Annotated in this window: 10 protein-coding genes; 7 read left to right on the plus strand and 3 right to left on the minus strand. The window is 42.9% G+C overall.

All coding sequences use genetic code 11. The features are described from left to right. The first annotated feature begins 25 nt into the window (after positions 1 to 25). From AB6N04_RS04880 to menE, 6 genes are all read left to right on the plus strand, one after another. Positions 26 to 1,351 carry an isochorismate synthase gene (locus tag AB6N04_RS04880; protein ID WP_369310786.1) on the plus strand — a complete coding sequence of 442 codons (1,326 nt, stop codon included), beginning with the start codon at positions 26 to 28 and terminating at the stop codon, positions 1,349 to 1,351. Between the two features lie 127 nt (positions 1,352 to 1,478). After that, on the plus strand, positions 1,479 to 3,152 hold the full coding sequence (gene menD, locus AB6N04_RS04885; protein ID WP_369310787.1) for a 2-succinyl-5-enolpyruvyl-6-hydroxy-3-cyclohexene-1-carboxylic-acid synthase: 1,674 nt from the start codon (positions 1,479 to 1,481) through the stop codon (positions 3,150 to 3,152). Then, complete coding sequence (gene menH / locus AB6N04_RS04890) at positions 3,152 to 3,916, plus strand: 2-succinyl-6-hydroxy-2,4-cyclohexadiene-1-carboxylate synthase (protein ID WP_369310788.1); 765 nt, start codon at positions 3,152 to 3,154, stop codon at positions 3,914 to 3,916. The genes menD and menH overlap by 1 nt, the downstream gene beginning before the upstream one ends. A 12-nt stretch (positions 3,917 to 3,928) precedes the next feature. Beyond that, entirely contained in the window at positions 3,929 to 4,786 is an 858-nt protein-coding gene (gene menB / locus AB6N04_RS04895) for a 1,4-dihydroxy-2-naphthoyl-CoA synthase (RefSeq protein ID WP_369310789.1), read from the plus strand. Continuing rightward, positions 4,786 to 5,757 carry an o-succinylbenzoate synthase gene (menC, locus tag AB6N04_RS04900; RefSeq protein WP_369310790.1) on the plus strand — a complete coding sequence of 324 codons (972 nt, stop codon included), beginning with the start codon at positions 4,786 to 4,788 and terminating at the stop codon, positions 5,755 to 5,757. The genes menB and menC overlap by 1 nt, the downstream gene beginning before the upstream one ends. Then, positions 5,745 to 7,160, plus strand: a complete 1,416-nt coding sequence (gene menE, locus AB6N04_RS04905; RefSeq protein ID WP_369310791.1) for an o-succinylbenzoate--CoA ligase — start codon at positions 5,745 to 5,747, stop codon at positions 7,158 to 7,160. Before menC ends, menE begins: the two co-directional genes overlap by 13 nt. A 225-nt stretch (positions 7,161 to 7,385) precedes the next feature. Here the strand turns inward: menE and AB6N04_RS04910 are convergent, their stop codons facing one another. Further along, positions 7,386 to 8,828: a catalase gene (locus tag AB6N04_RS04910; protein ID WP_369311981.1), complete on the minus strand. Its 1,443-nt coding sequence runs from the start codon at positions 8,826 to 8,828 to the stop codon at positions 7,386 to 7,388. 326 nt (positions 8,829 to 9,154) lie between these two features. Between AB6N04_RS04910 and AB6N04_RS04915 the strand changes: the two genes are divergently transcribed. Next, on the plus strand, positions 9,155 to 9,697 hold the full coding sequence (locus tag AB6N04_RS04915; protein ID WP_353243150.1) for a YfaZ family outer membrane protein: 543 nt from the start codon (positions 9,155 to 9,157) through the stop codon (positions 9,695 to 9,697). 127 nt (positions 9,698 to 9,824) lie between these two features. Here AB6N04_RS04915 and AB6N04_RS04920 read toward each other — a convergent pair whose 3' ends face one another. Beyond that, the gene (locus AB6N04_RS04920) at positions 9,825 to 10,775 is read right to left on the minus strand and encodes an Rpn family recombination-promoting nuclease/putative transposase (RefSeq protein WP_369310792.1); all 951 of its coding nucleotides are present in this window, start codon (positions 10,773 to 10,775) and stop codon (positions 9,825 to 9,827) included. Between the two features lie 275 nt (positions 10,776 to 11,050). After that, positions 11,051 to 12,199: a tyrosine transporter TyrP gene (gene tyrP / locus AB6N04_RS04925; protein ID WP_369310793.1), complete on the minus strand. Its 1,149-nt coding sequence runs from the start codon at positions 12,197 to 12,199 to the stop codon at positions 11,051 to 11,053. Positions 12,200 to 12,380 lie beyond the last annotated feature (181 nt).

Raw genomic sequence — 12,380 nt, forward strand, 5'->3', positions numbered from 1 at the left:
TGCGCTGTGGCAGTAGGAATCTAAAGTGATAAATAAAAAAATTGATAATGTAATAACTGAAATTCTGGAACATTTGTCTACACTGGCACTAGGAAATGAAGAGTACACACGACTTGTTTGGCAATTTGATGAGCAAACGGCTTTCCCTGGCTTAGCTTGGTTATCCTGCCAAACTTGTTATCCGCAATTCTACTGGTATCAACGTACAGGCGCAGAAGAGTGTAGCGCATTAGGCCGTGTAAAATCCTTTCATTCGATCGAAGATGCTGAACATTTTTTATCCCAATACCCACATACACCTGACGTTCGTTTATGGGGACTAAATGGTTGGAATGCGGTAGGGGATGGGCTGACTAATGACGAAAAACAACACGCGACATTCTGTTTTTTACCGCGTTTGGAAATTCATCGATTGCGTTCAACTATCAGTATTAGTGTGAATATTGACGGGAAAGATGACATTCAAGCAGCAATTTCATTTCTGTTGAATTTGACACCAATATCAGATGAGCCCTCACCCCTCTCAGCCTCGATTGTTGAGCAAAAGCATATTCCTTGCCATGATGAGTGGTGCCGTTTATTAAATTGTGCCATTAGCGACATGAAAGCGGGTAAAATGGAAAAAGTGGTTATGGCACGGGAGACTCAGTTAACGCTGTCCAATGCCATTTCAGTTACTGAGCTTTTATCAGCAAGCCAACAGGTTAATCATCATTGTTATCATTTTATGATGGCGTTTGATAAGCACTCTGGCTTTATCTCCTCAACGCCTGAACGCTTATATTTGAGGCAAGGGGCGCAACTCAATTCTGAAGCACTTGCAGGTACTGTAGCGAATGATCCGGATGATAATATTGCGGCAGAATATGCTAAGTGGTTGATGGAAGATAAAAAAAATCAGCATGAAAATTTAGTGGTGGTTGATGATATTTGCCAACAATTACAGGGCGCGGTGACGGGAGTTGATGTTTCTTCAGCCAAAGTGATCCGTTTAAGAAAAATTCAACATTTATATCGCTCTATTGTAGCAACGCTGATCACACCATCTGATAGTGATTGCTTGCAGCGCCTTCAACCTACCGCCGCGGTGTGTGGTCTACCCAGAAAAATAGCACGACAATTCCTCGCTAAAAATGAACCCTTTTCCCGTGGTTGGTATGCAGGGACGGGGGGATTTATCAGTTTGAATAAAAGTGAATTTGCGGTTTCTTTACGCTGTGCACAAATTAATGGTGCGCAAGTTTCACTGTATTCAGGGGCTGGTATTGTGAGTGATTCTGATCCTGAGCAGGAATGGATAGAGATCGAAAATAAAGCGGCAGGATTAAAATCACTGTTTGGAAATAACTAAAAGCCTTAGTATAAATATGGTTATTTCTTTTTATTTTCAATTAGTTCATCAAAAACTGTTCTGAGATCAAGAAATATTTTTTTATCAGTCTAAACTGATTGATAATTAATAGTTTGCTGAGCATATTATGTCGAATTCTGCATTTAATATCCGTTGGGCTGAAGTGATCATTGAAGCACTTAGCCGCCATGGTATGAAACATATCTGTATTGCGCCGGGTTCTCGTTCAACGCCATTAACGCTTGCGGCAATTAACAATGCAAACTTGCACTGTCATACCCATTTTGATGAGCGTGGATTAGGCCATCTTGCTCTTGGTCTCGCTAAGGCAAGCTGTGAGCCTGTTGGCGTGATAGTGACTTCAGGAACTGCGGTGGCGAATTTGTACCCTTCTTTGATAGAAGCCGGTCTTACTGGGGAAAAAATCATTTTTCTGACGGCGGATCGCCCACCAGAATTAATTGACTGCGGCGCAAATCAAGCTATCCGGCAAAGCCACATTTTTGCTTCGCATCCCACTCAGTCATTAATGTTACCGCGCCCAACCAGTGATATTTCAGCCAAATGGCTGGTGACAGCGGTGGATAACGGCATGAACCAACTTCATCATGGTGCTTTTCATATCAATTGCCCATTTGCTGAGCCGCTATATGGTGAAAGTGAAGGGGAATACGAATGGCAACAAACATTAGGTGATTGGTGGAATTCAAATCACCCATGGTTAAGTGAACCACTAACACATGCGGTTGCACTCGTTGCTGACTGGTATTTTTGGCGGCAAAAAAAGGGTGTTGTGATTGCGGGGAGAATGAGTGCAACGGAAGGGGGATTAGTTGCCAAATGGGCTAATGAGTTGGGGTGGCCTGTATTAGGTGATGTGTTATCTCAAACCGGGCAACCATACCCTTGTTGTGATTTATGGCTGCAAAACCCCAAAGCACAAACCTTGCTACAAGAGGCAGAATTAGTTGTGCAGTTTGGTTCAAGTCTCACCGGTAAGCGTCTATTGCAATGGCAAGCCAATTGCCAACCGAATGAATATTGGATTGTAGACCCAATCCCACAGCGCTTAGACCCTGCTAACCATAGGGGACGCAAGTTAACTTGTTCGATTAAAGGCTGGCTTGATAATCATCCTGCACAGCCACGTAGCTTATGGTGTGATGAGGTATTAGAACTGGCAAAGAAAACACAGCATTGTGTTGAAAAGCATCTTTCAGGTCAATTTTCAGAAGCCGCAGTTGCACATCAACTTCCTGAGCTACTGCCTGCACGTGGACAATTATTTGTTGGTAATAGTTTAATCGTGCGCTTGATTGATTCATTTGCACAACTCCCTGTTAGTTATCCTGTCTATAGCAATCGTGGTGCAAGTGGTATTGATGGGCTAATTTCCACTTTAGCTGGTGTACAGCGTGCAACGGCTAGGCCAACTTTGGGGATCGTGGGTGATCTTTCGGCCTTATATGATTTAAATAGCCTTGCTTTACTGCGCAAACCATCGGCACCGACCATTTTGATTATTGTCAATAACAATGGTGGGCAGATTTTCTCCATGTTACCGACACCAGATGATGCAAGGCAAAACTATTACTGTATGCCGCAAAATGTCAGCTTTGAGCCGGCTGCCAAGCTGTTTGGCTTGCAATATTGCGCGCCGACTAATTGGGAAAGCTTAAAAGATACTGTCCAGCAGTTTTGGCATAATCAGCATGGCACATTACTTGTTGAGTTAGTTGTGGATGGTGATGAAGGCGCACGAACCTTAAAACAACTGCTTAGCTTAGCTGCGGAGCTCTAATGTTAACGGCTATAGCGCATAATACAGAAAAATCAGGTCCTTGGCTCGTTTGGCTTCATGGGTTGCTAGGTAGTGCAACAGATTGGCAGCCAGTGATTGAACAGTTTAATCGTTGCCGATCATTAGCCGTTAATTTACCTGGACATGGTGATTCACAGGAAGAAACATGCCAAGGTTTTGACCATTTTAATGCGCAAATGAATACACTCCTGCAATATCATCAAATTGATGAATATTACTTGATCGGTTATTCATTAGGGGCTCGCCTTGCGATGCATTTTGCTTGCTTTTATCAACCTAACGGGTTGCTAGGCTTAGTGATAGAGGGGGGGAATGTCGGGTTAGTTGACCCGCAGGCAAGGAGTGAGCGTGAAAAGAATGATAGAGCATGGGCGCAGCGCTTTCGGACTGAACCTATGGAGAACGTGTTGAATGATTGGTACCAGCAAGCTGTTTTTGCTGATTTATCACCAACTCAGCGACAAAAACTGATCGCGGTACGCCAAGATAATAATCCACAAAGTATTGCGGACATGTTAGAGAGCACATCATTATCTTTACAACCTTTTTTAGTACCAAATTTGCACCAACTGACTTGCCCATACCGCTATTTTTGCGGAGAGCGAGATCAAAAGTTTCGAAGCGTTTCGCAACAATACACATTGCCATTAACGCTGATTGCAAATGCAGGGCATAATGCCCATCGGGAAAATCCAACGGGCTATGCAACTGCACTTCACCATTTTTTATCACACTGTGGTTAAAGGAATTTGAGAATGATTTATCCAAGCGAAGAAAAACTATACGCCCCCATTGAATGGCAAGATTGCTCTGAAGGGTTTGACGATATTCGGTATCACAAATCCCCTGAAGGGATCGCGAAAATTACCATTAATCGCCCTCAAGTGCGTAATGCATTTCGCCCGCAAACGGTCAAAGAGATGATCCAAGCATTATCAGACGCACGTTATGATGACCGTATTGGTACTATCATTTTAACGGGGGAAGGTGAAAAAGCCTTCTGCGCCGGGGGAGACCAAAAAATTCGTGGAGACTACGGTGGGTATCGTGATGAAAGCGGCACACACCATTTAAACGTTTTAGATTTTCAACGTCAAATTCGGACTTGCCCAAAACCTGTTGTTGCAATGGTTGCAGGTTTTGCTATTGGTGGCGGCCATGTTTTACACATGATGTGTGACTTAACGATTGCGGCGGACAACGCTATTTTTGGCCAAACTGGTCCTAAAGTGGGCTCCTTTGATGGTGGTTGGGGGGCGTCCTATATGGCGCGGATTGTAGGGCAGAAAAAGGCACGTGAAATCTGGTTCTTATGTCGCCAATATGATGCTAAAGAAGCGTTAGATATGGGCTTGGTTAACACTGTGGTTCCTTACGCAGAATTGGAAAAAGAAACTGTTCGCTGGTGCCGTGAAATGTTAGAGAATAGCCCAATGGCACTGCGTTGCTTGAAAGCGGCACTGAATGCGGACTGTGATGGTCAAGCGGGGCTGCAAGAGTTAGCGGGTAATGCCACCATGTTGTTCTACATGACCGATGAAGGTCAAGAAGGTCGTAACGCTTTCAACGAAAAACGTGCACCTGACTTCTCTAAATATAAGCGTAATCCGTAATGCGTAAAGCCAAAATTTATTCGTTCAGCCTGCCCATGGAGGCAGGCGTTATCCTTCGCTATCAACGTTTAAAGACGCGTGATGGGCTTTTAGTGTGCTTGCAAGAGGGGGATAACGAAGGTTGGGGGGAAATTTCGCCTCTACCTGAATTTAGTCAAGAAACACTGGAAGAAGCAACGGCTGAAACCATAATTCGACTGAATGAATGGGTCAAATACGGCAAAATTTCTGATAGTCAACTCCCGTCAGTGGCGTTTGGTTGTAGCTGTGCAGTGGCTGAATTAGCTGGCGAGTTACCTAAAGAGGCTGATTATCGTAAAGCGCCCTTGTGTAGTGGCGACCCGGATGACTTAATCTTAAGTCTCGATGCGATGGAAGGTGAAAAAGTAGCGAAAGTTAAAGTGGGTTTGTATGAAGCTGTGCGTGATGGGATGGTGGTGGATCTACTTTTAGAAGCCGTGCCTGAACTCAAACTTCGCCTTGATGCTAATCGCAGTTGGACACGCGTAAAAGCGGACGGTTTTGCTAAATACGTTAACCCAGACTATCGTGACCGCATCGCCTTCTTAGAAGAGCCCTGTAAAACCCGCGAAGACTCTTTGCAATTTGCCGCAGATACGGGGATCAATATCGCTTGGGATGAAAGTGTTAGAGAACCTGATTTTAAAGTGGAAGCACAACCAGGGGTTGTCGCGATAGTGATTAAACCGACACTTACCGGTAGCTTGGACTATTGTCGCACTTTGGTAGAAGATGCTCATCGCCTTGGTTTGCAAGCGGTGATTAGCTCGTCGATTGAAACAAGTTTTGGTTTAACGCAACTTGCGCGTGTTGCACATTGGCTAACCCCAGATACAATCCCTGGTTTAGATACGGTTTCACTTATTCAGTCACAGTTGGTACGTCCTTGGCCAAAGTGTAGTATTCCACTGCAACAGTTAGATGACTTAACCGTTATATGGCACAGTTAACACCGTTTAAAGATTGGCCTTGGCAGCACTGGGCCAACCTGCAACCTAATGCTGTCGCGTTGCATTCTGACGATGGAAGTATAACGTGGGGGGCGCTTAATCAACAGGTTAAGGATCTTGCTGCCTACTTTTCAATCCAAGGCGTGATGAAGGGGCAGTGTGTCCTTCTCCGAGGGAAAAACTCGGTTGAGTTATTATTCTGTCAACTGGCTCTTATTGTGTGTGGTGCTAGGGTTTTGCCTCTTAATCCACGAATACCAGCACGAACACTTAGCGAATTATTACCCCATCTAAATATCAGCTCAGTGATTGATTTTAATGATGAAATTGAGTTTCTTGCTGATTACCGACACCTTGATTATCAACGATATTATCATTTTATTGATGATGCTGATTTTCAACCTGCTAACTTTCAACTGCAAGTGACTCAGCCTGCTACATTAATATTAACATCGGGTTCGACGGGCTTACCTAAAGCGGCGGTTCATAGTGTTGAAGCTCATTTAAATAGTGCTGAAGGCGTCGTGAGTGCGATGAATTACCAACAGGGTGATTGTTGGTTACTTTCCTTACCGCTTTTTCATGTTTCAGGGCAAGGGATTGTTTGGCGCTGGCTACTTAGTGGTGGGGCGCTTGCATTAAAAAATAAGCCATTGGCAGATGCTTTACAGGGGGTGACTCACGCTTCGTTGGTACCAACACAATTATGGCGTTTACTTAACAATGACGTTGATATCCAACTTTCCCTTAAAGAAGTGTTATTAGGGGGAGCTTCAATCCCTGCTTCATTAACGGATCTAGCTGAAAGCAGAGGCATAGCATGCTGGAGTGGTTATGGCATGACCGAAATGGCGTCGACAGTTTGCGCTAAACGATCGGACGGGAAGCGAGGAGTGGGGCTGCCGTTAAAAGGAAAACAAGTCCGTATTGTGTCTGATGAAATTCAAATACAGTCGACGAGTCAGGCATTGGGGTATTGGTTTGATGGAAGTATTAAACCCCTAAATTGTATTGACGGCTGGTTTAAAACCAGTGATAAAGGTGCCTTTATTGATGGTGAGTATCAAATATTGGGCCGTCTTGATAATCTGTTTATCAGTGGCGGAGAGTGTGTCCAGCCTGAGGATATTGAAGCCGTAATGAATTCCCATCCGGGTGTGTCACAAAGTTTTATCATCCCTATTGATGATCTTGAATTTGGTCAACGCCCTGTGGCAGTTGTGGAATGTGATCCAGATTTGTCACTCGGTGAATTATCTGTTTGGCTAAAAGATAAACTCGCACCGTATCAATACCCAACACGTTTTTATCCGTTAGATGGGGCATTGAAAAGTGGGGGAATTAAAGTTTCTCGCCAACAAGTGAAAGAGTGGGTATTCGCAAATACGCAGAAAGCCGAATGATTTATTCGCGTAGAAGGCAGTTGTTTGAACCTATCGTATTAAGCCGCACCCTATTAGATATTGAAAAAGTGGGAAAAACGTGGTTTTCCCACTTTGGGTTATCAGACAAAAATCAATACATTGATTTTACATGTTTGTTTTCAACTGGTTATCTAACCTACTGCCAAACATGTTATGTTTGGCAACAGTCTGACGACGGGTTGATGGCCCGCCGTGGTCTCTTCCTTATTTCTTCAATGCATTTAACGCCTTTTCAACACCTGCACCGTATTCAGGGTGTACTTGTTTGAATAACTCAATTTGCCGTACTTGTGTGGTTTCCGTTGCATCAATGAGCTCGCCCGCAATTCGTTTAAACATACGTTGATGTTCGGCATCATCTAATAGTTCATATAATGCACGTGGCTGGCTGAAATAGTCTTGATCTTCGCGGTGATCCCAATGGTCAGCAGCACCTTCAATTGATAATGGTGGCTCACTAAAATCAGGTTGCTCTTGGAACAAGCCTGCTTCATTGGGTTCATAAGTCACGTGATTACCACTATTACCGTCCACACGCATTGCCCCATCACGATGATAATTATGGAATGGGCATCGAGGTGCATTGACAGGAATTTGGTGGTGATTGACTCCCAGACGATAACGATGAGCATCACCGTAAGAGAATAGACGCCCTTGCAACATTCTATCCGGTGAAAAACCAATTCCAGGCACTACGTTAGCAGGACTAAATGCGGCTTGTTCAACATCAGCAAAGTAATTATCCGGATTACGGTTTAGTTCGAAATAGCCCACATCGATTAATGGATAATCTTTATGCGGCCAAACCTTAGTCAGATCAAACGGATTGTAAGGCACCGTTGAGGCTTCTTTTTCAGGCATGATCTGTACTTGTAAATTCCAGCGTGGAAAATCCCCTTTTTCAATCGCTTCAAATAAATCGCGCTGTGAACTCTCTCTATCTTTACCCACTAATTGCTCAGCTTGTTCATCAGAAAGATTTTCGATGCCTTGCTGGCAGCGGAAGTGAAATTTCACCCAGAAACGTTCATTGTTGCTATTGATAAAACTATAGGTGTGGCTACCAAAACCGTGCATATGGCGATAGCTTCGAGGGAGACCACGATCACTTGCATCAATCGTGAGTTGATGTAACGATTCTGGCAATTGGGAAAAAAATGCCCACTTGTGTTCCATCGTACGCAAGTTTGATCGAGGGTCGCGTTTCACTACGTGGTTTAAATCTGGAAATTTTAATGGATCACGAAAATAGAACACGGGGGTATTATTACCAACCATGTCCCAGTTACCTTCTTCGGTATAAAATTTGAGTGCGAAACCACGAATATCGCGCTCAGCATCTGCGGCACCTCGTTCACCGGCAACCGTTGAAAAACGAGCAAACATTTCTGTTTTTTTACCCACTTCAGAGAAAATTTTTGCACGGGTATAAGGTGTAATATCGTGAGTGACGGTAAATGTCCCAAATGCACCAGAACCTTTTGCATGCATACGTCTTTCAGGGATCACTTCGCGGTCAAAATGAGCCAATTTTTCTAAGAACCAGACATCTTGTAACAACATTGGACCACGTTTACCTGCGGTCATGACATTATTATTATTGGCAACGGGGGCGCCAGAGGCGGTAGTAAGGCCTTTTTTCTTCATCACAATGCTCCTGATTTTGAATTTAATGACTACATAAACCTAACTAAAAAGTGATAATTTTGTAATAAAACAAAAATAGCACTACAATAAACCTGTAATTCAGTATAGTAATTATGGATATGATTATCTAATTAATATAACCAATCACTGTGATTGAATGTGATATAAGCGAGATTTCGGGTGTTCAGAAGTGAATAAGTTCTGTGTTATTGGTGGCAACTATGTGTATAGTCGCGAGTTAGACGCGTAAATCTGAGTAATAAAGGCTGAGAAACCTGTAATAATCGCGTAAAATCCATAGGTAACAACTTAAAGAGGATAAAATAATGCGCAAAGTGGTTTTATTAGTGGCGGCGATGTCTCCATTTTTTATGAATTCAGCTCAAGCTGTCTCTGTGAGCGCGCAAGCAGGTAAGCACTACACTGAATTATCTGCAGGTCTGGGAAATCAAAATGCGGGTTTGGCATTTAATGGTTCTTGGGCGCGTAGTGATCATGACGGTCAAATGGGCAGTTTAGGTGCCACGTTTGGTCTCCCTGTTGGACCTTTTGCTGCTTATGTTGGCGGTAAAGGTTTATATTTATCACCCGATAACAATAGTAGTGGTGCAGCATTAGCTGTGGGTGGTGGCTTGAATTGGCAAGCTCTGCCATCATTGAATATCTATGGTGAGGCATATGGTGCACCAGAGTCACTGACTTCAGGTAGCAAGTCTTATGTTGAAGCTAAAGCAGGCGCACGTTACACGGTGTTTAAACCATTATCTATTGATGCGGGTTATCGTGTAATTGAAATGAAAGGCTCACACAATAAGTCGAATGAGAAAATCGCAGATGGCCTTTATCTAGGCGCAGGGCTTTCATTTTAATACTATTATCTTATTCACGTCCTTAGTTGCGTACACAAGTGCGCGCCTAAGGGCGTAGTCCATAAACTGGGCCTAATTGAATCTGCTTTAAATTGATTGACTTTCTCACTTAACTATTTTACCTAACTCATTCACTTTTATTTTCATTACAATGGGATAGTGACGTCAACACCTCAGGGCTTAGTCCAGAGCTTTTCATGATAATCTCAGGGCTAACGCCATGCTTAAGCAGTTCAGTTGCCATGGCGAGTTTTGCCTCAGTGAAACCTTTTTCTCTACCTTCTTGAATACCTTGCTGGATCCCCTCTTGGCGACCTTTATTCTGTAATCGCTGCGCAATGTTCATGATAGTCTCCTTATGTTGTTCGGTTTGTTCCTCTAAGGTTTGAACAATTTGCTCAAAGTTAGTGGCGTTCAAGGTAATAAACAGGTAATTGATAATGGTCACTACATCGTTGTCATTATTATAGTGTTTGTTGAGTGCTTGCGCCAAGAGTGGAAGAACCTGTTGAAACTCATCGCGTAAATATTTATGTTTCATCGCTAACTCCATAACGGCAATTTTACGGTGGTTCACTAATTCATTGTCATCGATGACGGTCACATCCACTAAAGGGAAAGGCTGTGTGTATAACTGATTTGCGATATCAGCAAGGGGAAAACAGTCAGTCCACAATAAAGTATGTGGGTAGGGGGAGCGACCACCGTGGTAAAAAAGGATTGGTACAACAAGCGGTAACGCTGTATTCCCTTGTTGCATATGTTGATTCATAGCTAAAAATGCGTAATGCATTAAGCGCCACGCCATCAGTTTATCCGGTGTGGATTGGTGTTCAACTAATAAGTACAAATAACCTTGTCCATGGGTAGTTTGAACGGAATACAACACATCAGATAGGCGAGAACGCAGTTGTTTATCAATGAAAGATGAATTAGTCAGTTCTAATGTGTTGAAATTACATAATGATTTTATGGGTTCAGGCAAGTGGATTTCAAAAAAATCACGCGCACTATCAATGTTTGTCATAAAACCTTTAAATGCAGCATCATGGGCAGCAGTAATACTTTTTCCTTTCATTCAACCTGACCCCTTATTTTCCTTTCAACCACAATAAAGCAAAAAGCCAGGGGTGTCTTTTCGGTATTATTTTCTGAAATAAAGCGTAATTAAAGAAGTATATATTAAATAATAAGGAAATAATGAGCATTAATAGATTAAAAATAAATTTATGAATATTACGGATTTACTATCTATTAAATTGAGGGGAAATTATTGGGAATAAGGTGTATTTAATTGCAAAGATACAAAAGCCGCAATTGAAGTTATCAATTACGGCCTTATCCATCAATGGATTAACCGACGTTCGGTAGAACACCCGCGACAATTAAGAACTGGATAGCGATAACTGCAACACCGCAGAGTAATACGAGCATTAAAACAGGCATGCCGCCTTTGACTTGATACCCACCTTTAGCCTCTAATTGGCGGACTCTAAGCGTCAGCAGGGCGGGGACAATCAAAGCAAGGATAGATAATGCCACCGCAGCGTAAGTTAAAGCTTGCACGAAACTACTGAAGAACAGTGCTGCAAGTAATGGTGGGGCGAAGGTTAATACGCCAGTTTGTGTACGACCGAATAAGCTGTTACTGCGTTTAAATAAATCAGCAAGGTAATCAAACAAGCCTAAAGCAACGCCTAAAAAAGACGTCGCAAGTGCTAAGTCCATAAATAGGCTAACCGCAATATTGACTCGTGGCGTTGCTACGACATCACGAATGGCGGTCAATAAGCCATTCAAACCAGACTCTTGCGCTAAAATACCTAAAAATGTTGTTGAAGGGATTGAGCCAAGTGTCGCTACTTGCCAGAGGATATATGCAACCAATGGAATTGCGCTACCGGTAATGAAAATCATACGCAGTTTACGTACATCACCATTCATGTAGTTAACTAAGCTAGGCACGCTACCATGAAAGCCAAATGAGGTGAATATAACGGGCACAGCGGCGAGAATTAAACCTTTTTCGATCGGCATGGCATTTAAGTTTACAGCTTCTGCATGCGGCATCATGACAACTAACATAATGACTAAGAAAATGGTTTTTGCGGTAAATAAAATTCGGTTAATAAAATCCACCGAATGCGTACCAATGCAGACAACCGCTCCACCAATAACGGTGAAAGCAATAATGGCAGCCTTAGTACTTATAGTAATTCCCCACCAAGATGAAAGGCTGTCTGAAATCAACACGCCAGCGCCACCAATATAAGCGGTTGTTAGCGCATACATCAGTAGTAGCATACTTAAACCTGTGACAACTTGACCAGCTGGGCCTAGGTACTTTTTCGCTATTGTACCTAACCCCATATTGGCTGGGTTATGTTGATAAACTTCGACTAACAATAATGAGGTATAACTCATTAACATCCATAGCCCAACAAGCAAACAAACGATGCCTGTAAAACCGACACCAGCAGCGGCAAGTGGCATTGCCAACATCCCTGCACCTATTGTTGTTCCTGCAACGATTAACACGCTGCCAAGGGTACGATTCTTCACAAGTTCCTCTAATTGAATCTGAGTTATTAATCAGTGATGCAGATTATGCGATTGCGCGTATTGTGTCAAATGTAAATTACAGTGTATGTAAATATTTGTTTACAGTAATTTGAGGAAAATA

Source organism: Providencia rettgeri, assembly GCF_041075285.1.
Taxonomy (GTDB): Bacteria; Pseudomonadota; Gammaproteobacteria; order Enterobacterales; family Enterobacteriaceae; genus Providencia; species Providencia rettgeri_G.